This is a genomic window from Streptomyces sp. NPDC001634 (assembly GCF_040298185.1).
Classification (GTDB): domain Bacteria; phylum Actinomycetota; class Actinomycetes; order Streptomycetales; family Streptomycetaceae; genus Streptomyces.
Genome location: NZ_JBEOZU010000028.1, coordinates 89,314 through 111,307, shown reverse-complemented (window position 1 = coordinate 111,307; position 21,994 = coordinate 89,314). Strand labels below are relative to the sequence as shown.

The following is a 21,994-nucleotide window of genomic DNA, read 5'->3' as shown; positions in this document are numbered from 1 at the left end:
CTCGGCGTCGGACTCGGCCAGTTGCTGGAGAACGGGCGCAACAACTCCAGCATGCCGCAGGTGTTCCTGGCCATCTTCCTGATCCTGCTCGTCGGTATCGCCATCGACCTGCTGATCTTCAGCCCGCTGGAGCGGTGGGTGCTGCGCAGCCGCGGCCTGCTGGTCACCCGCTGAGCGAACGGACCTCGATCGACACGAAGTGCGCGCCCGCCCCGTCAGCCACGCGCACACGGCACCGGCCCGCACAGGCATCATCGCCGCACGCGAGCCGGTGCTGTCGTGTGCGGAGGAGGCGGGTGCTGCCCGCGTTGGGGTGCGCAGGGAGAACCAGCTTTGCGAAATCTCGCGCTGAGCGCCTCGTCGGTTCTCGTGGGCCCGTAGACCCCGGCGCTGGCAGATCTCCCCGCCTGTCCGACGAAACCCCAGTTCAGGCGGGCATCTGGTCCTGTGTCAGGTGGCGCAACACTCCAGCAACACCGCTTTCCCTACCAGATAGGTATGGTCCGAAACATGTCACCCGCCGACCGCATCCGAGACCACGCCGGCCAGGGCGCGACCACCGTCGCCGCCCACCGTGCGCGGCGGCGGCTGCGTGCGGACCGTGCTCGCCAGCTCGCCGACCTCCTCCGCCACCAGCTCCTGGCCGGGGGGTTCCCGGACGGCGCACTTCCTCATGAGACGACCCTCGCCACGGACTACAGCGCCTCCCGCAACACGGTTCGCCAAGCCCTCGACCTGCTGCGCGCCGAGGGCCTGGTCGAACGCCTCCCCGGCGTCGGCACGGTCGTCGTGGCCCAGAAGTACCCCCACGGACTCGACCGCCTGATGGGCCTCGCGGAAACCCTGCGCGAACACGGCCATGTCACCAACGAGGTCCGCACCGTGGGCCCCGTCCCCGCCCCGTCCCCAGTGGCCGACCGCCTGCACGTCCCACCCGGCACCGACGTCCTCTACATCGAACGTCTGCGCCGGCTGAACGGCCTGCCCCTGTCCCTCGACCTCACCTACATCCCCCTCGACATCGGCACCGCCCTGCTCGGCGAGGACCTGGAGAACACGGACATCTTCCGGCTCCTGGAGACACTCACCGGCCGGCATCTCGGTCACGCCGAGATCAGCCTCGAGGCGGTGAACGCCGACGCCCACTCCGCCGCCGTACTGCAGGCACCGCGGGGTGCGGCTGTCCTGATGCTGGAACGTCTCACGTACCTCGCCGACGGGCGACCCGTCGACCTGGAATTCATCCGCTTCCGCGGCGACCGCATCTCGATGAGCGGTCTGCTGCACCGGTCCCTGTAAACACCCCGCTCGCGCACATTCCTGGAGACAGCCATGCCCTTGGCGCCCCAGCGGGCCGACGTGCCCGTGACCATCGACGAGTCGAAGTGCATCGACGGCTGCACGCTCTGCGTGGACATGTGCCCGCTGGACTCCCTCGCCATCGACGACAGCAGCGGCAAGGCGTACATGCACGTCGACGAGTGCTGGTACTGCGGCCCGTGCGCGGCCCGCTGTCCCACCGGAGCCGTCACGGTGAACATGCCTTACCTGCTCCGGTGAAAGGCCGAACTCCCATGAAACGCATAGCACTTGCCGCAGCCGCTGCCCTGCTCCTCGCGCCGCTCACCGGCTGCGGCGGCAACGCCGCGGCCGGCGCCGGCGGCTCCACCGTCACGGTCACCGTCGGCTACCAGTCCAAGACCATCAACACGGTCACCGCGGGCACCCTCCTGCGCTCCCTTGGCTACTTCGAGAAGCAGCTGAACTCCCTCCACGACGGCCGCACCTACAAGGTCGACTGGCAGGACTACGCCACCGGCGCCCCCATCACGGCCCAGATGATCGCCGGGAAGATCGACATCGGCTCGATGGGCGACTTCCCGCTGCTCATCAACGCCGTCCGCGGCAAGCAGCTGAACCGCCCCACCCACCTGGTCTCCATCACTGGCTACAACCTCCGCGGCGGCCTCAACACCATCGTCACCGCACCCATCTCCAAGCTCACCTCCCTGAAGGACCTCAAGGGCAAGAAGGTCTCTACGAGCGTCGGCTCCGCCGCCGACGGCACCCTCGTACGGGCCCTGCAGCGCGCCGGCATCGACCCGAACGACGGCATCGAGAAGCTCAACCAGCAGCCCGCCGTGGGCGCGTCGGCCCTGACCGCGGGCAGCGCGGACGCGCTGTCGCAGTTCGTCGCCTGGCCCGGCCTGCTCACCTACCAGGGCAAGGCGAAGGCCCTCTACGACGGCGCCCAGCTGAACCTGCCCACCTTCCACGGCGTCACCGCCCGCGAGGACTTCGCCAAGAACAGCCCGGCCGTGCTGGAGGCCTTCCTGAAGGCCCAGGCCGAGGCCACCGACTACCTCGACGCCCATCCCGTGGCCGCCGCCGAGAAGGTCGCGAAGGCCACTGGCCTGCCCGCCGAGGTGGTCTACCTCTACAACGGCGCCCATGGCATCTCCACCTTCGACCCGGCCGTCAAGCCGCAGCTCGTCTCCGCGCTGAAGCAGGACGTGTCGGTCCTGAAAGCGGCGAAGCTGACCGGCGATGTGGACGTGGACTCCTTCGTCGACGACCAGTACGTCAAGAAGGCCCTCGGCGCGTCGTACGCGAAGCAGCTCGCCGCCACGCCGCCCACCGCCGCGAGCGAGGTGTGGCCGAAAGGCGCCCAGGAGACCAAGACCTTCACCTCCCCGGCGGAGCTCCTGAGGTACGTGGCCGCCCACAGCGACGGCATCCGCGCCGCCTACGTGCCCGACGCCACCACTGGCACCCTCTGGTTCGCCGACAAGGCGGTCTGGGTGGCCGACGGCGAGAAGCTCCTGCCGTTCGTCGCCCCGGCGACCGCGCAGGCGTATGCCTCCGCGCACGGCGGTGCCCGCGTCATCACCTACGCCGACGCCCTGGAGCGTGCCGCATGAGCCGGCCCGCGCCGCGAACGGGCCGCTACCGGCGGCCACTCCCGCCGATCGGCCGGTATGCGCTGCGGGTGGCCGCCGTCGCGGCCGCCCTCGGCCTGTGGCAGCTGCTGACCAGCCTGAACGTCGACCTGTGGCTGCGCTTCTCGCAGTTCCCCACGGTCACCGACGTGGCCCACGCCTTCGCCGACCGCCTGTCCGGGGCGGACTACTGGACGGACCTCACCGACAGCCTGACCCGGATCGTCACCGGTTTCCTGCTGGCGGCGGTGCTGGGCGTGGCGGGCGGCGTGCTCGTGGCCCGCTCGCGACTGGCCGAGGATCTGCTGGGCCCCCTGCTGGAGGTGGTCCGCCCGATCCCGGCGATCGCCCTGGTGCCCGTCGCGATCCTCCTCTTCCCCTCCAACGAACAGGGCATCGTCTTCATTACGTTCACCGCCGCCTTCTTCCCGGTCCTGGTCTCCACCCGGCACTCCGTCCGGGCTCTGACCCCCGTGTGGGAGGAGGCCGTGCTCACGATGGGCGGCGGCCGGTGGCGCATCCTCGGCTCGGTCGTCCTGCCGGGCGCGCTGCCCGGCATCTTCGGTGGCCTGTCGGTCGGCATCGGCGTCGCGTGGATCTGTGTGATCTCCGCCGAGATGATCTCCGGCCAGTACGGCGTCGGCTACCGCACCTGGCAGGACTACACGATCGTCAACTACCCCGGCGTGTTCGTCGGCATGGTCACGATCGGCGTCCTCGGCTGGCTCACCTCCACGACCGTCGAGCTGTTGGGCCGACGCCTGACCCGCTGGCTGCCCCGCACGTCGTACGTCCCCGGTACCCGGCCGACGGCACCGCGCACGCTCGCGCACGCCCGGCCTGCCCCCGCCGCCGTACGGACCGGGCGGCCCTCCGACACCGAGGAGGCACGCGATGAGCACCTCGTCTGACACCAGGCCCGAACTCCGTACGGTGGACCAGGCGCCGTCGTCCGCACGCGGCACCCGGCTCATTCTCCACGCTGCCACGCTCGGCCGCCCCGACGCGCCTGTTCTGGCCGACGTCGATCTGGACATCGCGCGGGGTGAGATCCTCACCGTCGTCGGACCCTCCGGCTGCGGCAAGTCGACGCTGCTGCGCAGCCTGGCGGGCCTGCTGCCTCCGCTGGCCGGAGAGATCGACCAGGACGGACACCCCCTTGTCGGACCCTCGGCCGAACGCGCCCTGATCTTCCAGGAGGACGCCCTCCTGCCCTGGCGCTCCCTGCGCGCCAACGTCGAACTCCCGCTCGCCATCCGCCGCGTCCAGCGTTCCGAGCGCCGCGTCCAGGCCCAGGAGTGGCTGGCCCGCGTCGGACTCGCCGACCACGCCAACCAGTTGCCGCACCGCGTCTCCGGCGGGCAGCGCCAGCGCGCCCAGTTGGCCCGCGCCCTGGCCGGGCGTCCGCGCGCCGTCCTCATGGACGAGCCGTTCGGCGCCCTTGACGCCCAGACCCGGGTCGGCATGCAGGACCTGCTGGTGGAGGTGCTGCGGGGCACGGGCGCGACCGTCGTCTTCGTCACCCATGACGTGGACGAGGCCCTGTTCCTCGGCGACCGCGTGGCCCTGCTCGGCGCCGGCCGCCTGCTCGCCGTACGGGACGTACCACGCCCGCGCGACCGTACGGCCCTCGGCGCCCCGGCCCGCGTGGCCCTGCGCCGCGACGTCCTCACCTCGCTCGCCACGTGAAAGGCACCCCGGTGAACCCCCGCGCGAACACCCCCACGGAGCCCCTCCGGATCCCCGTTCTCACCGACGCCGAGGAGCTGACCTGCGACGTCCTCGTCATCGGCGGCGGCACCGCCGGCACCATGGCGGCCCTGACCGCCGCCGAGCACGGCGCGAACGTCCTCCTCCTGGAGAAGGCGCACGTCCGTCACTCCGGCGCCCTCACCATGGGCATGGACGGCGTCAACAACGCGGTCATCCCCGGCCGCGCCGAACCCGACGACTACGTCGCCGAGATCACCCGCGCCAACGACGGCATCGTCGACCAGTCCACCGTCCGCCAGACCGCCACCCGCGGCTTCGCCATGGTGCGGCGGCTGGAGTCGTACGGTGTGAAGTTCGAGAAGGACGAGCACGGCGAGTACGCGGTCCGGCAGGTGCACCGGTCGGGTTCGTACGTGCTGCCGATGCCGGAGGGCAAGGACGTCAAGAAGGTCCTGTACCGGCAGCTGCGGCGGCGCGAGATGCGCGAGCGGATCCGCATCGAGAACCGGGTGATGCCGGTGCGGGTGCTGACGGCGGGCGACGGCACGGACCGGCGGGCGGTGGGGGCGGTCGGCTTCAACACCCGCACGGGCGCGTTCGTGGTGGTGCGCGCGGGCGCGGTGATCCTGGCGACCGGCGCCTGCGGCCGACTCGGACTGCCCGCCTCCGGCTACCTGTACGGCACCTACGAGAACCCCACCAACGCGGGTGACGGCTACGCCATGGCCTACCACGCGGGCGCCGACCTCACCGGCATCGAGTGCTTCCAGATCAACCCGCTGATCAAGGACTACAACGGCCCCGCCTGTGCCTACGTCGCCAACCCCTTCGGCGGCTACCAGGTCAACCGGTACGGCGAACGCTTCGTGGACTCCGACTACTGGTCGGGCCAGATGATGGCCGAGTTCGCGGCCGAGATCGCGAGCGACCGGGGCCCGGTCTACCTGAAGCTGAGCCACCTTCCAGAGGAGTCGATCTCGGCCCTGGAGTCGATCCTGCACTCGACCGAGCGCCCGACGCGCGGCACGTTCCACTCGGGCCGCGGACATGACTACCGCACCCACGACATCGAGATGCACATCTCCGAGATCGGTCTGTGCGGCGGCCATTCGGCGTCCGGCGTACGCGTCGACGACCACGCCCGGACCACGGTCCCCCGCCTGTACGCCGCGGGCGACCTGGCCTGCGTGCCGCACAACTACATGATCGGCGCGTTCGTGTTCGGTGACCTGGCGGGGGAGGATGCCTCCCAGTACCAGGCCTACGAGGGCGAGTTGCCGCAGGAGCAGCTGCGCGAGGCGCACGAGCTGATCTACCGCCCGTTGCGCAACCCGGAGGGCCCGCCGCAGCCCCAGGTCGAGTACAAGCTGCGCCGCTTCGTCAACGACTACGTGGCCCCGCCGAAGTCCGGCGCCCGACTCTCACTCGCCCTGGAGGCCTTCGAGCGGATGCGGGACGACATCGCCGCGATGGGCGCCCGGACCCCGCACGAACTCATGCGCTGCGCCGAGGTCACCTTCATCCGCGACTGCGCGGAGATGGCCGCGCGCGCCTCCTTGGCCCGCACCGAGTCCCGCTGGGGCCTCTACCACGACCGCCTCGACCATCCCGAGCGCGACGACGCGTCCTGGTTCCACCACCTCGACCTGTACAAGTCCCCCTCTGGTGCTATGGAGTTCACGGTCCGTCCCGTGGCTCCCTACCTGGTCCCGGTCGACGGCTTCACCCCGGCCGGCGGCCCCTCCCGGCACATCGGCGAGGTCCACCCGGAACGTGTGGCGACGGCAGGGGCCCGGGAAGCGGCGCCGGTGGCGTGGCGGCAGGAACCCACCGTGGCCGACACAGCCGCCCACCCCCGGGCCGACGCGGACGCGCAGGCCACACCTCGCCTGCTCGCACTCCTCGCTCTCGCACAGGACGAGCCTGATCTCTCCGTGCTCTCCGAGTACTTGACGGACCCCGAGCCCAGCGTGCGCCGAACGGCCGTCACGGTCCTCACGGAGATCGTGCCGCCGGGCACCGGACCGGCACTGGCCTCGGCGCTCACCGATCCCGACGCCGGCGTCCGCGCCGCCGCAGTCGCCTCACTGCGCGAACTGGTCGAGACGCTGCCGCCGGAGCCGGCGCTTCGCGACGGTCTCGCGGCCGCCCTGTCCGAGACCGACGCCGCCGTCCGTGCCGCCGCACTGGACGTGCTGCGTGCCCTGCGACTCGGTGACGCCGAGCTGTTCGCGCACTCCCTGTCGGATTCCGACATCGCCGTACGCATCGCGGCCGTGCGCGCGCTGGTGTCGGTCGACGCCTCCGCAGAGGTGGCCCGCGCAGCGGCCGTCGATCCGTCCCGCGAGGTCCGCGTCACGATCGCCAAGGCCCTGGCCACCATGGACACAGGCTCGGACACGGCCCGCTCGGCCCTCGCCGCGCTCATCGACGATCCCGACGCCCTGGTGCGGGGGGCCGCCTACGAGGCTCTGGGCACGACGGGCTGCCCGGCAGGCCTGGCCGCACGCGCCGAGGCGGCCCTGTCAGACCCGGCCTGGCAGGTCCGGGCCGGCGCCGCCACCGCTCTGTCCGTCGCAGACTCCGACCTGGCCGTGCCGGCCCTCGCCAAGGCCCTCACCGACCTGAACGCCGACGTCCGCAAGGCCGCCGTACTGGCCCTGACCCGGCACCGTGCCGTCGAAGACGCCCGAGCCGCCCTGACCACCGGGACGACGGACCCGGACGCGGATGTCAGGGCCTATGCGGCGCGGGCGCTGTGACCGCGACCTGCCGTGCGGCCAGGAGGCGTCCCGTGTTCTGCAGGACGTACCGGGCCACGTTCGTGCCGAGCGTGATCCCCGCCTCGTCGACCGACCTCGTGTGGATACCGGACAAGACCCGGGCGTCGACGTTCTCGTCCGAGAGCTGCTTCCCGGCGGTGTAGGTCCGGGTCACGCCCGGCGCGGTGGGGCTGGTCAGTGGGAACGGCACGGTACACGGACCTGCGAGCACCGACAGGATGGTCAGTACGGCGCCCGCGCAGGTGTTGTGGCCGCTGGGTAGTCCGGATGCGCCGGGGGGTGTCGGTCAGGGATTCGTCCAGGCCTCGGGGTCCTCCGCGAGGCTCACGACCTCGTCGGGCAGCTTGGCCGCGGCCACGTGGGCCAGGGTGACCTCGCCGAGGATCTTGCGGACGTTGGCGCGTACGGCGATCCACAGCGGCAGCAGCGACTCCGCGGGACCGCAGTAGGAGAGCTCGGGTGGGCGCACTCCCCGCACCGAGACCAGGGGGCCGTCCGCGACGCGGATGACGTCGGCGATGGCGATCGACTCCGCCGCGCGGGCGAGCCGGTAGCCGCCCTTGCCGCCCCGCTGGCTGACCACAAGACCGCCCCGGCGCAGGTCGCCGAGGATGCCCTCCAGGAATTTGTGCGGGATGCCCTGCGCCGCGGCGATCGCCTCGGCCTTGAGCGAGGCCTCGCTCCCTGCTGCGGCCAGCTCCAGTGCCGCTCGCACCGCATAGTCCGCCCGCGCCGAGATCCGCATGCCGCGATTATCCATCACTGTCGTGTCGGCCCCCCGCACCGGTCGCCCTCCCGGTCAGGCTGGAAGGGCGAAGGGTGGGTGCGCGCCGTTGAGGAAGTAGTCGCCCACCTCGCGCAGTCTGTGGGCGACCGGCTCGCGGAGGGTGTGTGTCCGGGCGTTGCGCCAGAAGCGGTCGAAGCCGTGCCGCGCGGAGGCGGCGTCGGCGCCGAGGACGTCCAGGGCACGGGTGGTGATCTCCTGCGCGGCCCGGGAGGCGGCAGACTCGGCCACGCTCGCGAGGACGGCGATCTCCGCGCACTCCTCGTCGTCGAGATCCTCGCCCTGTACGAGGCCGCGCACCAGGGCATCCACCGCCTGCTCGGCGAGGGCGGACGCGGCACGTGCGACGACGGTGAGCTCGCCGTACACGGTCAGCGCGTAAGGATCTTGCGGCGGACTGTCGGGCCAGGGCTGAGGCGAGAAAGGCTGCCAGGGGGACCTCATGCCCCTTCCGCACTCGCGAACCTCGGCCAGCAGGCCCTCTGCCACGCCAAGACAGAACTGGACGGAGACCAGACGCGCGGTCGGCGCGGCCAGAGAGGCGAAGGGAGACAGGACGCCCTCGTCCGGCGAGAGGGAGCCGAGCACATCGTCGGCCGCGACCGGCACGGAATCGAACTCCACGCCGCCACCGGCCGCCAGCCGCTGGCCGAAGCCGTCCCCGCTGCTACCGCTCACGACGCCCGAGCGGGCGGGATCGACCAGGACGGCCAACGGCTCACCGGTGCCGTACTTGGCGGCTCGAACCATCAGCCGGTCGGCGACTCCGACTCCGGTGGCATACCTCTGGTAGCCGTTGAGCAGATAGCCGCCCGACGTGGGGGTCAGGATGAGTGGTGGTTCATGTGAGGCGATACCGCCTCCCCAGCACCACTGTCCCGCCGTCGACTCCCGCTCGATGCGGGCGGCACGGGTGCGGTCGGCGAAGAACCGGGCGCTGCAGGACAGGAAGTAGTGGTTGCCCAGCAGGTGGCCGATGGCCCCGTCGGCCGCGGCGACGGTCCGGATGACCGCGTAGGCCGTGCGCCAGTCCCCACCCCCTCCCCCGAGTTGGGCCGGTGCCGGCAGTGTCAGCAGTCCCGACTCGCGCAACCGCGCCACCTCGTCGAGCGGTGCCTTGCCGGCCTGTTCGCGCTCGACCGCGTCCGTGGCCAGGTCGTCCGCCATCTCACGGGCTATGTGCAGCCAGTCGGCCTGCCCGGCTCCCGCGTCGGTCACCTCGTCCGCCGTCACCGTCATATCCTCACCCGCTTCATGCGGCTGCGGCTGTCGCTACAGCTCAGTGCTGTGGTCATGGCGTCTTCCTTCAGGGGACCGAGGACGACGCGGTGCCCGGCGAAGCGGCGTGGGAGTGCGGCGGTGCGCAGTGACGCGTCGGCTTCATCATCCTCACTCTCCTCTCCGACCACCGTCAACACTTTCCCTAGTAATTCGATAGGAAAACTATGAAAGCTGGTGTGTTCCGGCTGATTCACGCTCCCGGATGGCGAGTTCGCGATGGCGGGCGGCCGAGTCCGACAGTTCGTCGAGTTCTGTGCGCGGCAGGATGGGTCCAGCGTCGCGCAGGGCGGCCTCGCGGGCGAACTTGGCGGCCAGCTCGGCGGCGACGGCGACCGCCTCGGCGTCGTCGGCGATCACATGGGTCATCGCGCGCTCCCGGCACCGGCGAAGGGGACCTGGGCGGCGGGGGCCACCTGCTGCCCGTACGGGTGCCGCCACAGACCCTGCGCCTGAAGCTTCGGCAGCACGCCCTCGCCGAACCAGTACGCCTCCTCCAGATGCGGATACCCGGAGAAGATGAACTCCTCGATCCCCAACGCGGCGTACTCCTTGATCCGCTCGGCAACCTCGGTGTGACTGCCGACCAGGGCGGTCCCCGCCCCACCCCGCACCAGCCCGATGCCCGCCCACAGGTTGGGATGGATCTCCAGCCCGTCCCGGCTCCCACCCCCGTGCAGGGCCAGCATCCGCTGCTGTCCCTCCGACTCACTGCGAGCAAGCCCGGCCTGAACCTGCCGCACGGTCTCCGCATCGAAGCCCGCCAGCAGCCGCTCCGCCTCGGCCCAGGCCTGCTCGGAGGTGTCGCGGGTGATGACGTGCAACCGGATTCCGAAGCGGACGCTGCGGCCCTCCTGCGCGGCCAGCTTCCTGATCCAGGCGATCTTCTCGGCGACCTGGGCTGGCGGTTCACCCCAGGTGAGGTAGGTGTCGACGTACTTGGCGGCAACTTCTCCGGCGATCGGCGAGGAGCCCCCGAAGTACACCTCGGGCACCGGGTCGGGCACCCGAGCCAGCCTGGCGTCCTCGACCTGGAGGTGCTCGCCGTGCAGGTCGACGGTCTTGCCCTCCCACAACCCGCGTACTATCGCCAGGAATTCTCCGGTACGGCGGTAACGGGCGTCCTTGTCGAGGAAGTCGCCGTAGGCCCGCTGCTCGTGGCTCTCGCCGCCGGTGACGACGTTGAGCAGGAGCCGTCCGCCGGTCTGCCGCTGGAAGGTGGACGCCATCTGGGCGGCGAGCGTGGGTGAGACGAAGCCGGGGCGGAAGGCGACGAGGAACTTCAGGCGCTCGGTGTTCTGGCTGACCATGGCGGTGGTCAGCCACGCGTCCTCGCACCACGCGCCGGTCGGGGTGAGCGCGCCGACGAAGCCGAGGTCCTCGGCGGCTCGGGCGATCTGGCTCAGGTAGGCGACCGTCGGCGGCCGGTCGCGCCCGGACTCCGTGGCGGGGGTGCCGTGGCCGCCGCCGACGACGTGGCGGCTGTCGCCGTTGGTGGGCAGGAACCAGTGGAAGGTGAGGGACACGTGGGGGCTCCGATCGGTGTTCGTCAGCGTTCGTCAGAGGAGGCCGTGCCGGGGCGGCTTGGTGCCGTTCAGCACGTAACGGCCGATGTGCTGGACCTTCCACCGGGCCGGGTCGTGCAGCGTGTGGGTGCGCGCGTCGCGCCAATGGCGGTGCAGGCCCAGGGAGTCGAGCGCCGAGCGGGTGCCGGAGACCTCGAAAAGGGCGCCGGCGACCTCCACGGCGGCCTCGGCCGCCGTCACTTTTGCGGTGGCCACCGCGATCGAGGCCTCGGCGGCCGAGTCCTCGGTCAGGTCGGCGCGGGCGTCGTCGACCGCGCGGGCGGCCTCGCGAAGCAACGCTTCGGCAGCCCGTTCGCTGATCGCCAGTTCGCCGAACCGCTGGATCAGCAGCGGATCCTCCGCGGCGGTCGCGTACCCTTCGGCGGCGCTCTCGAACCAGGGGCGGCTCTTCGTGCGGACGAACTCCACCGCCTCGGCCAACGCCCCGGAGGCGATCCCGGCATCGATGGCCGCGTGCAGCAACTGAGCTACCGCGCCATGGAGTTGGGGGCCTTGGAAGGTGAGGTGGTGCGGCACGACGCGGTCGGCGGGCACGGGCACCGACTCCAGGCGGACGGTTCCGCTGGCGGTGGTGCGCTGTCCCATGCCGTCCCAGTCGTCCACGACCGTGAGGCCGGGCGCGTCGCGCGGGACGTACGCCACGTGCAGGGTGTCGTCCTCGGTGCGGGCGAGGACGGGGATCCAGTGGGCGAACAGCGCGCCGGTGGAGTAGTGCTTGACGCCGTCGAGGACGTACGACCCGTCCGGGAGCCGGGCGAGGCGGGTGCGGATGTCCTGGACGTGCTCGGTGCCCGCCTCGGACTGGGCGTTGCCGAACCGCTTGCCGGCCAGTACCTCGCCGAAGAAGAACTCCTGCTGCTCGTCGGTCCCCTGCCGGCGCAGCACGTTGACGTACACGAAGTGGCTCTGCGGGATCTGGGCCAGGCTGGCGTCGGCGGCGGCAAGCAGTCGGAAGATCTCGGCGAGTGTGTCCGCACGGACGTCCGCGCCGCCGAACCGGGCGGGCACGGTCACGGCGAGCAGCCCGGAGGCGGACAGCCGCTCCAGCTCCGTGTGCGGGAGCCTGCGCCGCGCGTCCCGCTCGGCGGCGCCCTTGCGGAAGTCCGCGGCCAGCTCCGCGGCCACGGCAAGGGCCTCGGCGTCATCCGCGATGACGTGCGCGACGCTCATCCGGCGGCCGCCAGCAGCGTCGTACGCCCGCCCAGCGCGGCCGAGAACTGGTCCGTGACCTGCGCCAGAGCCTCGGCCGATCCCGGCGCGACGGTCAGCGTGCCGTCCTCGCCCACCGTGATGTCCTTGTCGAGCGTGAACCAGCCCGGCGTGATGTGCGCAGGGCCCATGGAGGCCAGCACCGGGCGCAGGGCGTAGTCGATGGCCAGGACGTGGGCGGTGGTGCCGCCGGTGGCCAGCGGGAGGACCGTCTTGCCCGCCAGGGCGTACTGCGGGAGCAGGTCGAGCAGGGACTTCAGCAGTCCGGAGTAGGCGGCCTTGTAGACGGGGGTACCGATCACCACCCCGTCCGCCTGCTCGAACAGGGCGGTGGCCCGGACGATCGCCGGGTGACCGAAGTCGGCCCCGAGCAGCGCCTCGGCAGGCAGGGTACGAACGTCCAGCGCAATCACCTCATGCCCCTGCGCGATGAGCCGCTCGTCCAGGTGGCGCAGCAGCCGAGCGGTGCGGGAGGTGGCGGAGGGGCTTCCGGAGACGGACAGGACAGTGGCCATGGGAGGACCTTTCGGTTCGTCGTTTCGTGTGCGGGCCGCGGTCAGGCGTGGGCGGCGGCGGGCTCGGACGCGGCTTCCTGTGCCTCCAGTTCGCGCACCAGGGGCAGCACCCGCTTGCCGAAGTACTCGACCTCCTCCAGGTAGTGCAGGAAGCCGAGGAGGAAGAGGTCGACGCCGAGCCGCTTGTAGGCGACGATCCGCTCGGCGATCTGCTCAGGGGTGCCGATCAGACCCGTGCGGAAGCCGTCGTTGTACTGGACGAGGTCCTCGAACGTGGAGTCCTGCCACATGCCCTTGCCGTCGCCGGTGGACGGCCCGGCCTGCTGGACGGCGTCGCGGAAGCCGTGCACGGCCTGCGTGTCGGCCTTGGCGACGATCTCGCGGAGCGTCTCGCGGGCTTCGGCCTCGGTGTCGCGGGCGATGAGGAAGCCGTTGAGGCCGAACTTCGGAGCCCTCCGGCCCGCTTGGGCGGCGGAGGCGCGGACGTCATTGATCTGCTCGGTGACGCCGTCGAAGTCCTTGCCGTTGCTGAAGTACCAGTCGGACACGCGACCGGCCATGGCGCGCGCGGCGGTGGAGTTGCCGCCCTGGAAGATCTCAGGGTGCGGACGCTCGGGGGTGTTCAGCGGCTTGGGCTTGAGGGAGAAGTCACGCAACCGGTAGAAGTCCCCGGCGAGCTCGGCGTGGTCCTCGGTCCAGATCTTCCGCAGGGCGCGGATGAACTCCTCGGAGCGCCGGTAGCGTTCGTCGTGTTCCAGCCAGGGCTCGCCCAGCGCGGTGAACTCGCCCTTGAACCAGCCGCTGACGACATTGACGGCGAAGCGGCCGTTCGACAGGTGGTCGGCGGTGGCGCCGAGTTTGGCGAGGACGCCCGGGTGCCACAGGCCGGGGTGGACGGCGGCGATGACCTTCAGCCGCTGGGTGGCGAGCAGCAGGGCGAGGCTGAAGCTGGTCGACTCGTGCTGGTACTCGGCGCCGTAGCTGGCCATGTAGCGGACCTGGCTCAGGGCGTAGTCGAAGCCGTTGTTCTCGGCGAGGACGGCGAGTTCGCGGTTGTAGTCGTAGCCCCAGTCGGTGCGCTGCTCGACGGTGCTGGTGACCAGACCGCCACTGACGTTCGGCACCCAGTAGGCGAAGCGGACGGGATCGGGTCCGGGGTATGCGGAGGATGCGGGCATGGGAACTCCTGGCAGGAGAATGCTGCGCGGGCAGGACGAATGGGCTCCGCGGAATTCAGGCACGCTGGAGCGGCGTTTCCGGGAAAGCCGTCGTCACGGCGGAAATGAGCCGGGACCGGAATTCACGGAAGGAAGTCACAGAGGGAGCGGGTGGGAGGGTTTCCCTCGGGTGCGCTCAGACCCGACAGCGACAGAAGGCGCTGGAAACACGCGCAAGGTCGACGTGGCGCCGCCGCGTGAGGTCCTGTCGCTTCATGCCACCGATCGAACCAGGAGGGAGTCCGGCCGGTCAAGAATGCCCGGATGTGATTCCACATGGTGAGAGTCGGTATTCACGAGGTTGTGACAGGGATTCCCTTGAACCCGGTCCCGGGAGGGCGCAGTCTCCTGTTCGTGCGCATCGAACAGCTCGAATACATCGCTGCCGTCACACGTCTCGGTTCGCTGCGGCGCGCCGCCGAGGAACTGCACCTGTCCCAGCCGGCGCTCAGCGAGACCGTACGCAATCTGGAGCGCGAGCTCGGCGTGGACCTGCTGGAGCGCAAGCGGTCCGGGGCAAAGATCAGCGACGAGGGACGCGAGCTGCTGCCGCACATCATGAGCGTGCTGGACGCGGTCGACCGGCTGCGCGGCGCGGCCGGCGGCCAGCACCGCATCAGCCGCATGGTCCGGCTCGGCACGGTGAACACGGCTACCGTGCCGCTGGTCATCCCGACCGTGCGCGAGTTCCGGGCCTCGCACCCGGTCACCCAGGTGGAGCTGGTCGGCGCGCAGCAGGCCGACATCCACCGCGGGCTGTTGGAGGGCGCCTTCGACCTGGGACTGGTGAACTACCTCCGGGGCGACGACATGCCGCCCGGCTTCGAGACGACGGAGTTGCTCTGCGGCCGGCCGGTGGTGTGCGTGCGTCCGGACAGTCCGCTGGCGGCCCTGGACGCGGTGGACGCGGACAGTCTCCTGGCCGAGCCGCTGGTCGTGATGCGGTCCGGCTATGTGATGCACCGTTTCGTGCACCGGCTGCTCCGCAGCCGGACTCCGTCCTTCTCGTACTCCACCGACGGCGCGGAGATGGGCAAGCTGATGGTGGCCGAGGGGCTCGGGGCCACGGTGCTGCCGGACTTCAGCGTCGTCGGCGACCCGCTGGAGCGACGGGGCGCGATCACTGTGCGGCCGCTCGCGGGGGATGCGACCGACGTACTGCTGGTACTTCAGCGCCGCCATTCCGGCTCCGTTCCGCGGGCGGTCCGCGACCTGCACGAGCTCTTCGTGCGCAACGCCCAGGCGTACGGCACTTCTTCGCGACGGCTGACGGAGGGATGATCCTGTGCTCATCGTCATGGGCGGCCTGCCCGGCACCGGCAAGACCACGCTCGCCCGTCTCCTGGCGGCCCGGATCGGTGCGGTCCATCTGCGGGTCGACACCATCGAGCAGGCGATCGTCCGTTGCGGGGTGGCCCGGCACCCGGTTGGCCCCGTGGGCTACGCCGTCGGATATGCCCTGGCCGAGGAACATCTGCGGCAGGGGCTGACCGTGATCGCGGAATCGGTCAATCCGCTGAGTGTGACGCGTGACGCCTGGCGGGACACGGCCGTCGGGGCGAGCGTGCGTGTCGTCGAGGTGGAGGTGGTGTGCTCGGATCCGGCGGAGCACCGGCGCCGCGTGACCTCGCGGTCCGCCGACATTCCAGATCTGCCGCTGCCCAACTGGCAGCACGTCGTCGACCGGGAGTACGAGCCGTGGGACCGCGAGCGCGTCGTCGTCGACACCGCGGGACAGAGCCCGCAACAGTCACTGGCTCTGCTCCTCCGCGGCCTGGCATCGGGCTGATCGGTACCGTGCGGCTGTGCAAGCGCCCGGCTCGGCCAAGTCGTCGCGTACGTCCGGCGGTTCAAGCACCTCGGCCTCGGGACCGAAGTCGAGGAGGCGGCATCGGGCCGCGAGCGGAGAGCCGCGGCAAAGGACGAACACGAGGTCGTCTCAGCATGATTGTCTTCACGTGGTCGTCTTCACGTGGTCGCCTTCACGCAAAAAGGTCTTCCGCTGTCGGCGCGGTGACGAGGCGGGCCGCGCCGAAGCGGTCGCGTGCAGCCGGTCGGTGGGGCACTCCCAAACATCAGCTCGACTGGAAGGAGTGACCCCGTCGACGCCATTCCTCCGCGAGCAGTTCGTACGAACGGACCCGGTCCGTGTGGTCGTGGGTGATCGTCGTGATGAGCAACTCGTCGGCGCGCGTTGCCTCCTGGAGTTGTTCCAGCTGGTCGGCCACCCGGCCCGGCGAGCCGACGAACTGGGTGTCGAGGCGGTCCTGGACGAGGGCCTGATCCTCGTCGGTCCATGGGTGGGCGCGCGCTTCCTCCGGCGTCGGGTACTCGATGGCGCCCTCGGCCGTGCGGATGCTGCGGACCCACGGGCCGTAGCCGGTGGCGAGTGCGCGGGCGGTGGCGTCGTCCTCGGCGACGACGACATCAGCCGAGACACTGACGTACGGCTTGTCGAGGAACTCGGAAGGCTGGAAGAAGGACCGGTAACCCTCCACCGCCTCCAGGACCGTGGCCGGGCTGACGTGGTAGTTGGCGGCGAAACGCAGACCGCGTGCGCCCGCGACCTCGGCACTCTCGCCACCGCTGCTGCCCAGGATCCACAGCTCGACGTCGGCTCCCTCGCCGGGTACGACGTGTGCCTCGACCCCCTCCGGGGAGCGGTAGGTGCCGGCCAGCAGGGCGAGGATGTCGTCGATCTGCTCGGCGTAGTCCTGTGACTCGGCGCCCGGCAGCAGAAGCAGCCTGCGCTGCAGCGCGATGCGGGGTGACCCGAGCAGATGCTCGAAGGAGAAGCGGGGCGGGATCAACAGGCCGTTCGGGGTGTGGCCGTCGACGACCGGGGTCGCCGTCGGCAACGGTGCGGCCGGCTGTCCCGGCGGGCGGCCGCCCGAGCGGCCCAGGCCCAGATCGAAGCGGCCCGGGTGCAGCGCGTCGAGCAGGCCGAACTCCTCCACGGTGGACAGCGCCGTGCGGTGCCCGAGCTGCACGGCCCCGGAACCGAGCCGGATGGTGGAGGTGGCGGATGCGGTCAGGGCCAGGACGACTGCGGGTGACGTGCCGGCCACGCCCGGATTGAGGTGGTGCTCGGCGAACCAGTAGCGGGCATACCCGAAGCGCTCGGCGTGCTGTGCGAGGTCGATGGAGTTGCGCAGGGCATCGGCTGCCGTCGAGCCGGAGGGGATCGGGACCAGGTCGAGAACGCCGAGGGCAATATCAGACATGGACGGACTCCTGGGTGAGCGGTGGCGCCGGAAGCACGGGTCCCCACACGAACGGCGGGTCCGGGATCTCGCGGCGCAGCACGGGGGCGACCTTGGACTGGAACAGCTCGAGGGAGGCACGGTGCTGGGACTCCGTCAGCCCGCTCGCGTCGGCGTGCAGGTGGAGCACGGTGTGCCCGAACTGTTCGTGGTAGCGGTGCACCTTGTCGATGACCTGTTGCGGGCTGCCGATCAGAGCGGAGCTGCGTTCGACGAAGTCCTCCAGGGTCTCGAAGACGACCGGCAGGCCGGCCTTCTTGAAGAACGCCAGGTTGGACTCGAAGACCGGCCGGTACGCGGCCAGCGCCTCCTGGGAGGTGGGCGCGACGTAGATGCCCGCCGTGCCCGCGCCGACGGTGATCTGCGCCGGGTCGTGGCCGTAGTGCTCCCAGCGCTCGCGGTAGTGGCGGATCAACTCGGCATACGGCTCTATGGGGTTGGTGACATTGGCCGAGAACAGCGGGTCGCCGTAGCGGGCCGCGAGATCGACCGACTCCTTGCTGGTCGCGCTGCCGTGCCAGACCCGGACGGGCTGCTGATACGGCCGCGGCCACACCTCGGCCTCCGTCAGCGGCGGGCGGAAGCGGGTCGCCGCGGTGACCTTGTCCTGCCGCCAGATCTTCCGGAACACCTCGTAGCTCTCGGCGTTGCGGTCCCACTGGTCCTCGGGCGTGACGTGGAACAGGTCGCGCTGGGCGGCGCCGTTGCCCTTGCCGATGATCAGGTCGAGCCGGCCCTCGGAGAGATGGTCGAGGGTCGCGTAGTCCTCGTACGCGCGGACCGGGTCCAGCAGGCTGAGCGTCGTGACGGCCGTGAACAGGCGGATGCGCCTCGTCAGGGCGGCCACATGGCTGAGTACGACGGTCGGGGAGGAGGAGATGAACGGCCGCTCGTGCCGCTCCCCCACCCCGAAGCCGTCGAAGCCCAACTCCTCGGCCAGCACCGCGTTGTCGAGGACCTCGCGGAAGCGCTCGTGGGTCGACTTCCGCACCCCGGTGACCGGGTCCGGCCGGTGCACGATCAGGGTGATCGCGAGGAACTTCACGACGCCACCCGCTCGTTCGACGCCTCGTCCGGGTGGGCGAGGCCCAGGTGGTGGCGGAGGGTCGGGCCCTCGTACTCGGTGCGGAAGACGCCCTGTTCCTGCAGCAGCGGAACGACCTGGTCGGCGAAGACGTCGAGGCCACCCGGGGTGATGTGCGGGACGAGGATGAAGCCGTCACTGGCGTCGGCCTGGACGTAGTCGTTGATGGTCCTGGCGACGGTGGCCGGGGAGCCGACGAAGTTCTGGCGGTTGCCGATGTTGATGACCAGGTCGCGGATGGACCAGTTGTTCGCGGCGGCCAGCTCGCGCCACTCGCGCGCGGTGGCCAGCGGGTCGCGGTACATGCGCACCTGGGCGCGGCCCTTGGAGATGTGGTCGCCGCTGACGTCCGGGTCGACGTCGGGCAGCGGGCCCTCGGGGTCGTAGGAGGACAGGTCGCGGTTCCAGACGAACTCCAGGTGCTTGATGGCGGTGGCTCCGCTGACCTGCTGGCGGCGCACCTCCCTGGCCAGTTCCTCGGCCTCCGCGTCGGTGTCGGCGAGGACGAAGGTCGCGGCAGGCAGGATCAGCAACTGGTCATGGCGGCGGCCGTACTTGGCCAGGCGGCTCTTGACGTCCGTGTAGAAGGCCTGCCCCTCCTTGAGGGTGGCGTACCGGCTGAAGATGGCGTCGGCGCCGGAGGCGGCGAACTCGCGGCCCTCGTCGGAGTCTCCGGCCTGGAAGACGACCGGTCGGCCCTGCGGGGAGCGCGGCACGTTGAACTGGCCGTGGATGTCGAAGTGCCGGCCGGTGTGGACGAAGGAGCCGGCCTTCGCGTCCCGCAGGAAGACGCCCGTCGCCCGGTCGGCGATGATCTCGTCGCCGTGCCAGGAGTCGAAGAGTTCGTGGGCGGTGGTGAGGAACTCCTTGGCGCGGGAGTAGCGCTCCTCCTGCGGCAGGAAGCCGCCGCGGCGGAAGTTCTCGCCGGTGAAGGCGTCCCAGGAGGTGACGACGTTCCAGGCCGAGCGACCGCCGGAGAGGTGGTCGAGGCTGGCGAACTGGCGGGCCACCTCGTACGGCTCGTTGAAGGTGGAGTTTATGGTGCCGGTCAGACCGAGGTGCTCGGTGACGGCGGCGAGCGCGGCGAGGATCGTGAAGGTGTCGGGGCGGCCGACCACGTCCAAGTCGTATATTTTGCCGCCCTGTTCACGCAGCCTGAGCCCCTCGGCGAGGAACAGGAAGTCGAACTTGGCGCGTTCGGCCGTCTGCGCGAAGTGGACGAAGGAACTGAACTCGATGTGGCTGCCGGCCTTCGGATCGCTCCACACGGTGGTGTTGTTGACGCCGGGGAAGTGTGCGGCCAGATGGATCTGCTTCAGCGGCTTGCTGCTCATGTCGGTGCGGTCCTTCCGGCTCAGGCGGTGGCTGCGGCGTAGCGGTTGGCGGGGCGGGCGAGGCCCAGCAGGCCGCGCAGGGTGTCGGCTTCGTAGGCGGTGCGGAAGGCGCCCCGGCGCTGGAGTTCGGGGACCAGGCCCCGGGTGATGGCCGGCAGGTCGTGCCCGGTGACGGCGGGCCGCAGCCGGAAGCCGCTCAGCCCCTCCTCCGCCAACTCCTGGATCAGGTCGGCGAGTTCGGCGGGCGTACCGGCGAAGATGTGCGCGTCGCTGGTGTACGGCTCCCCCGCGAGGGCGTCGAGGCGGGCGCGCCGGTCCTCGGCAGCGGCCTGGTCGTCGTCCAGGAAGACCACCAAGTCGCCGAAGACATGCAGGAGTTCACCGGCGCGCCCGGCCGCCTCCTGCTCGGCGCGGATCTCGGCGACGATCGCACGGGCGTGGTCGGCGTCGTGCGGGGTGACGTAGCCGACGTCGGCCTGGCGGGCCACGAGCCGGTACGGAACGGTCTGGTGGGCGAGGGCGGTCACCAGCGGCTGGCCCTGCGGCGGGCGCGGGGTGATGGACGGACCCTTGACGCTGAAGTGCCGGCCCTCGAAGTCGATGTAGTGCAGCTTCTCCCGGTCGATGAAGCGGCCGGTGGCCACGTCCCGGATCTCCGCGTCGTCCTCCCAGCTGTCCCACAGCCGGCGCACGACCTCGACGTAGTCGGCGGCCTCGTCGAAGTGCTCGGTGAGCCGTTCCTGGCCGACCGGGCTCTGGAGTTCCTCCAGGTTGATCGGCGGGAAGGTGCGACGGCCGAAGTGGTCGGCCTCGTGCGGGCGGGCGCTGATCTGCACCCGCAGGCCCGCGCGGCCGGAGCTCACGTAGTCGAGGGTGGCGATCGCCTTGGAGATGTGGAACGGCTCCGTGTGGGTGGTGATCACGGTCGGGACCAGGCCGATGTGCCGGGTGAGCGGGGCGATGCGGGAGGCGATCAGGACGGCGTCGAGTCGGCCGCGGACCTGGTCGGTGCGGCCGTCCGGCTCGCCGTAGTGCGAGGACTGCAGGCCGAGCCCGTCCTCGAAGGTGACGAAGTCGAGCAGGCCGCGCTCGGCCTCGGCGACCAGATCGGCCCAGTAGCCGGCGGTGAACAGGTCCCGGGGGCGGGCGGCCGGCTCGCGCCAGGAGGAGGGGTGCCAACCGGTTCCGTCGAGGGCGACGGCCAGATGCAGGTGGGAAACGGGAGTTGAGGACACGAGGGTGCCTTCCTGGAGGTCCGTACGAGATCGCCGGCCCTCGGACATGGGGCGAACGGCGGCTGAAAAACGGGGTCAGGAACAACAGAGGGCGCCGGCCACGCGCTGGAGGTCGATATGGGGCCGGCTGTGGAGGGGCACGGCACGCAGTACACGTGTCACGCGGCCCACCTCCAAGTCATCGCCTTCGACAAACACAACGGCACGGCTATGCCGTTTCTTCCAGGGCGGCGGCTTCGGTCTGCCGTACGAGCGAGAAGACCGTACGGCGGCGCAGGGTGAAGCCGATCGACTCGTACAGCCGGATCGCGTTCGCGTTGTCGGCCCTGGCGTGCAGGAAGGGCCGCTCGCCGCGCTCCTTGATGCCGGCCGCGACGGCGCGGACCAGGCGGGTGGCCAAACCCCGGCCGCGATACGCCGGGTCGGTGCACACGGCGCTGATCTCGGTCCAGCCGGGTGGATGGAGGCGTTCGCCGGCCAAGGCGATCAGGCGGCCGCGGTGGCGGATGCCCAGGTAGGTGCCCATCTCGACGGTGCGGGGCAAATAGGGGCCGGGTTCGGTGCGGGCGACCAGGTCGAGGATCTCGGGCACGTCGGCGGGGCCGAGCCGTACGGCCTCGGGGTCGGGCTCCGCGCGCAGGCCGGTGTCCACGGGCTGGACGCCGTGTCCGGTGCCGACGACCTCCCAGCCCTCCGGGGCCTCGGTGACGCCCCGCACCGAGGCGGTGCCGCCGGGTCCGACGAGCGCGGCAAGGTCGACCCAGGCGCGCGGGTCGTCCTCGTCGGAGACGGCGTAGAAGGGAGCTACGTCCTGGTGATAGCGGGCGGCGTGGCCGATTCGTTCGGCGATGGGGGTACCACCCATGCCCTTAAGGCTATGGGGGAGGGCGTGGGGGCCGGTGAGCGCGGCCCAGGCGGGGTTGTCCAGGATGTGCGAGGAGCTGGCGTCGAGGGTGGTGACGGACATGGTGTGGCGGTCTCCGGGGTGCGGCTGGGGGGTGTCCGGCGTGCCGGGACTCCACTGCGGGGCGGCGGTGGAGTCCCGGCACGCGGT

24 protein-coding genes and 1 pseudogene are annotated in these 21,994 nt (G+C 70.9%); 9 read left to right on the top strand and 16 right to left on the bottom strand.

Features of this window, described 5'->3' with window-relative positions; translation table 11 throughout:
- The 7 genes and pseudogenes from ABT186_RS20685 to ABT186_RS20655 all read left to right on the top strand — a co-directional run.
- Positions 1-174: pseudogene (locus ABT186_RS20685) on the top strand (ABC transporter permease); the annotation flags it as partial.
- A 336-nt stretch (positions 175-510) separates the two neighbouring features.
- On the top strand, positions 511-1,299 hold the full coding sequence (locus ABT186_RS20680) for a GntR family transcriptional regulator (protein WP_351225053.1): 789 nt from the start codon (positions 511-513) through the stop codon (positions 1,297-1,299).
- A 33-nt stretch (positions 1,300-1,332) separates the two neighbouring features.
- The gene (locus tag ABT186_RS20675; protein ID WP_016437651.1) at positions 1,333-1,560 is read left to right on the top strand and encodes a 4Fe-4S dicluster domain-containing protein; all 228 of its coding nucleotides are present in this window, start codon (positions 1,333-1,335) and stop codon (positions 1,558-1,560) included.
- A 14-nt stretch (positions 1,561-1,574) separates the two neighbouring features.
- On the top strand, positions 1,575-2,921 hold the full coding sequence (locus ABT186_RS20670; RefSeq protein WP_351926190.1) for an ABC transporter substrate-binding protein: 1,347 nt from the start codon (positions 1,575-1,577) through the stop codon (positions 2,919-2,921).
- Positions 2,918-3,850, top strand: a complete 933-nt coding sequence (locus tag ABT186_RS20665; RefSeq protein WP_351225049.1) for an ABC transporter permease — start codon at positions 2,918-2,920, stop codon at positions 3,848-3,850. Before ABT186_RS20670 ends, ABT186_RS20665 begins: the two co-directional genes overlap by 4 nt.
- Positions 3,834-4,628 carry an ABC transporter ATP-binding protein gene (locus ABT186_RS20660; protein WP_351926188.1) on the top strand — a complete coding sequence of 265 codons (795 nt, stop codon included), beginning with the start codon at positions 3,834-3,836 and terminating at the stop codon, positions 4,626-4,628. The genes ABT186_RS20665 and ABT186_RS20660 overlap by 17 nt, the downstream gene beginning before the upstream one ends.
- Positions 4,625-7,414: a fumarate reductase/succinate dehydrogenase flavoprotein subunit gene (locus ABT186_RS20655; RefSeq protein ID WP_351926186.1), complete on the top strand. Its 2,790-nt coding sequence runs from the start codon at positions 4,625-4,627 to the stop codon at positions 7,412-7,414. Before ABT186_RS20660 ends, ABT186_RS20655 begins: the two co-directional genes overlap by 4 nt.
- Here ABT186_RS20655 and ABT186_RS20650 read toward each other — a convergent pair.
- From ABT186_RS20650 to ABT186_RS20610, 9 genes are all read right to left on the bottom strand, one after another.
- The gene (locus ABT186_RS20650; RefSeq protein ID WP_502973265.1) at positions 7,386-7,652 is read right to left on the bottom strand and encodes a hypothetical protein; all 267 of its coding nucleotides are present in this window, start codon (positions 7,650-7,652) and stop codon (positions 7,386-7,388) included. The two genes, ABT186_RS20655 and ABT186_RS20650, sit on opposite strands and share 29 nt — an antisense overlap.
- A 69-nt stretch (positions 7,653-7,721) precedes the next feature.
- Positions 7,722-8,180 (bottom strand): RrF2 family transcriptional regulator, encoded by a 459-nt coding sequence (locus ABT186_RS20645; protein WP_023551199.1) that lies wholly within the window; start codon positions 8,178-8,180, stop codon positions 7,722-7,724.
- Between the two features lie 54 nt (positions 8,181-8,234).
- The gene (locus ABT186_RS20640) at positions 8,235-9,386 is read right to left on the bottom strand and encodes an acyl-CoA dehydrogenase family protein (RefSeq protein WP_502973264.1); all 1,152 of its coding nucleotides are present in this window, start codon (positions 9,384-9,386) and stop codon (positions 8,235-8,237) included.
- Positions 9,387-9,662: 276 nt separating this feature from the next.
- The gene (locus tag ABT186_RS20635) at positions 9,663-9,866 is read right to left on the bottom strand and encodes a hypothetical protein (RefSeq protein WP_351225039.1); all 204 of its coding nucleotides are present in this window, start codon (positions 9,864-9,866) and stop codon (positions 9,663-9,665) included.
- The gene (locus ABT186_RS20630; RefSeq protein WP_351225037.1) at positions 9,863-11,023 is read right to left on the bottom strand and encodes an LLM class flavin-dependent oxidoreductase; all 1,161 of its coding nucleotides are present in this window, start codon (positions 11,021-11,023) and stop codon (positions 9,863-9,865) included. Before ABT186_RS20630 ends, ABT186_RS20635 begins: the two co-directional genes overlap by 4 nt.
- A 33-nt stretch (positions 11,024-11,056) precedes the next feature.
- Positions 11,057-12,253 (bottom strand): SfnB family sulfur acquisition oxidoreductase, encoded by a 1,197-nt coding sequence (locus ABT186_RS20625; protein ID WP_351225035.1) that lies wholly within the window; start codon positions 12,251-12,253, stop codon positions 11,057-11,059.
- Complete coding sequence (gene ssuE / locus ABT186_RS20620) at positions 12,250-12,807, bottom strand: NADPH-dependent FMN reductase (RefSeq protein WP_351225033.1); 558 nt, start codon at positions 12,805-12,807, stop codon at positions 12,250-12,252. The genes ABT186_RS20625 and ssuE overlap by 4 nt, the downstream gene beginning before the upstream one ends.
- 41 nt (positions 12,808-12,848) lie before the next feature.
- Entirely contained in the window at positions 12,849-13,985 is a 1,137-nt protein-coding gene (gene sfnG, locus ABT186_RS20615) for a dimethylsulfone monooxygenase SfnG (RefSeq protein WP_351225031.1), read from the bottom strand.
- A gap of 175 nt (positions 13,986-14,160) precedes the next feature.
- A complete protein-coding gene (locus ABT186_RS20610) occupies positions 14,161-14,241 on the bottom strand; it encodes a putative leader peptide (protein WP_351225063.1) in 81 nt (26 codons plus the stop codon).
- A gap of 137 nt (positions 14,242-14,378) precedes the next feature.
- Here ABT186_RS20610 and ABT186_RS20605 point away from each other — a divergent pair, with 137 nt between their 5' ends.
- Entirely contained in the window at positions 14,379-15,305 is a 927-nt protein-coding gene (locus ABT186_RS20605; protein ID WP_351926180.1) for a LysR family transcriptional regulator, read from the top strand.
- A 4-nt stretch (positions 15,306-15,309) separates the two neighbouring features.
- Complete coding sequence (locus ABT186_RS20600) at positions 15,310-15,813, top strand: P-loop nucleotide/nucleoside kinase family protein (protein ID WP_351225027.1); 504 nt, start codon at positions 15,310-15,312, stop codon at positions 15,811-15,813.
- On the opposite strand, the gene ABT186_RS48000 is transcribed toward ABT186_RS20600, so the two are convergent.
- The 7 genes from ABT186_RS48000 to ABT186_RS20570 form a co-directional block, all read right to left on the bottom strand.
- Positions 15,775-15,954: a WCX domain-containing protein gene (locus ABT186_RS48000; protein ID WP_502973262.1), complete on the bottom strand. Its 180-nt coding sequence runs from the start codon at positions 15,952-15,954 to the stop codon at positions 15,775-15,777. The genes ABT186_RS20600 and ABT186_RS48000 overlap by 39 nt on opposite strands.
- 145 nt (positions 15,955-16,099) lie before the next feature.
- A complete protein-coding gene (locus tag ABT186_RS20595; RefSeq protein WP_351926178.1) occupies positions 16,100-17,248 on the bottom strand; it encodes an LLM class flavin-dependent oxidoreductase in 1,149 nt (382 codons plus the stop codon).
- On the bottom strand, positions 17,241-18,332 hold the full coding sequence (locus tag ABT186_RS20590; protein WP_351225023.1) for an LLM class flavin-dependent oxidoreductase: 1,092 nt from the start codon (positions 18,330-18,332) through the stop codon (positions 17,241-17,243). The genes ABT186_RS20595 and ABT186_RS20590 overlap by 8 nt, the downstream gene beginning before the upstream one ends.
- Positions 18,329-19,705, bottom strand: coding sequence for an NtaA/DmoA family FMN-dependent monooxygenase (locus ABT186_RS20585; RefSeq protein WP_351225021.1), 1,377 nt, complete (start codon positions 19,703-19,705; stop codon positions 18,329-18,331). Before ABT186_RS20585 ends, ABT186_RS20590 begins: the two co-directional genes overlap by 4 nt.
- Positions 19,706-19,725: 20 nt before the next feature.
- Entirely contained in the window at positions 19,726-20,940 is a 1,215-nt protein-coding gene (locus ABT186_RS20580) for an LLM class flavin-dependent oxidoreductase (RefSeq protein WP_351926176.1), read from the bottom strand.
- 75 nt (positions 20,941-21,015) lie between these two features.
- Positions 21,016-21,081 (bottom strand): putative leader peptide, encoded by a 66-nt coding sequence (locus tag ABT186_RS20575; RefSeq protein ID WP_351225061.1) that lies wholly within the window; start codon positions 21,079-21,081, stop codon positions 21,016-21,018.
- A gap of 67 nt (positions 21,082-21,148) precedes the next feature.
- The gene (locus ABT186_RS20570; RefSeq protein WP_351926174.1) at positions 21,149-21,907 is read right to left on the bottom strand and encodes a GNAT family N-acetyltransferase; all 759 of its coding nucleotides are present in this window, start codon (positions 21,905-21,907) and stop codon (positions 21,149-21,151) included.
- Between the last annotated feature and the right edge of the window lie 87 nt (positions 21,908-21,994).

What these genes read in the sequence shown, in the direction of transcription:
- ABT186_RS20680 (WP_351225053.1), top strand. Translation starts at nt 511, where the DNA reads ATGTCACCCGCCGACCGCATCCGAGACCACGCCGGCCAGGGCGCGACC.
- ABT186_RS20675 (WP_016437651.1), top strand. Translation starts at nt 1,333, where the DNA reads ATGCCCTTGGCGCCCCAGCGGGCCGACGTGCCCGTGACCATCGACGAG.
- ABT186_RS20670 (WP_351926190.1), top strand. Translation starts at nt 1,575, where the DNA reads ATGAAACGCATAGCACTTGCCGCAGCCGCTGCCCTGCTCCTCGCGCCG.
- ABT186_RS20665 (WP_351225049.1), top strand. Translation starts at nt 2,918, where the DNA reads ATGAGCCGGCCCGCGCCGCGAACGGGCCGCTACCGGCGGCCACTCCCG.
- ABT186_RS20660 (WP_351926188.1), top strand. Translation starts at nt 3,834, where the DNA reads ATGAGCACCTCGTCTGACACCAGGCCCGAACTCCGTACGGTGGACCAG.
- ABT186_RS20645 (WP_023551199.1), bottom strand. Translation starts at nt 8,180, where the DNA reads ATGCGGATCTCGGCGCGGGCGGACTATGCGGTGCGAGCGGCACTGGAG.
- ABT186_RS20640 (WP_502973264.1), bottom strand. Translation starts at nt 9,386, where the DNA reads ATGGCGGACGACCTGGCCACGGACGCGGTCGAGCGCGAACAGGCCGGC.
- ABT186_RS20635 (WP_351225039.1), bottom strand. Translation starts at nt 9,866, where the DNA reads ATGACCCATGTGATCGCCGACGACGCCGAGGCGGTCGCCGTCGCCGCC.
- ABT186_RS20625 (WP_351225035.1), bottom strand. Translation starts at nt 12,253, where the DNA reads ATGAGCGTCGCGCACGTCATCGCGGATGACGCCGAGGCCCTTGCCGTG.
- ssuE (WP_351225033.1), bottom strand. Translation starts at nt 12,807, where the DNA reads ATGGCCACTGTCCTGTCCGTCTCCGGAAGCCCCTCCGCCACCTCCCGC.
- sfnG (WP_351225031.1), bottom strand. Translation starts at nt 13,985, where the DNA reads ATGCCCGCATCCTCCGCATACCCCGGACCCGATCCCGTCCGCTTCGCC.
- ABT186_RS20610 (WP_351225063.1), bottom strand. Translation starts at nt 14,241, where the DNA reads ATGAAGCGACAGGACCTCACGCGGCGGCGCCACGTCGACCTTGCGCGT.
- ABT186_RS20595 (WP_351926178.1), bottom strand. Translation starts at nt 17,248, where the DNA reads ATGTCTGATATTGCCCTCGGCGTTCTCGACCTGGTCCCGATCCCCTCC.
- ABT186_RS20585 (WP_351225021.1), bottom strand. Translation starts at nt 19,705, where the DNA reads ATGAGCAGCAAGCCGCTGAAGCAGATCCATCTGGCCGCACACTTCCCC.
- ABT186_RS20570 (WP_351926174.1), bottom strand. Translation starts at nt 21,907, where the DNA reads ATGTCCGTCACCACCCTCGACGCCAGCTCCTCGCACATCCTGGACAAC.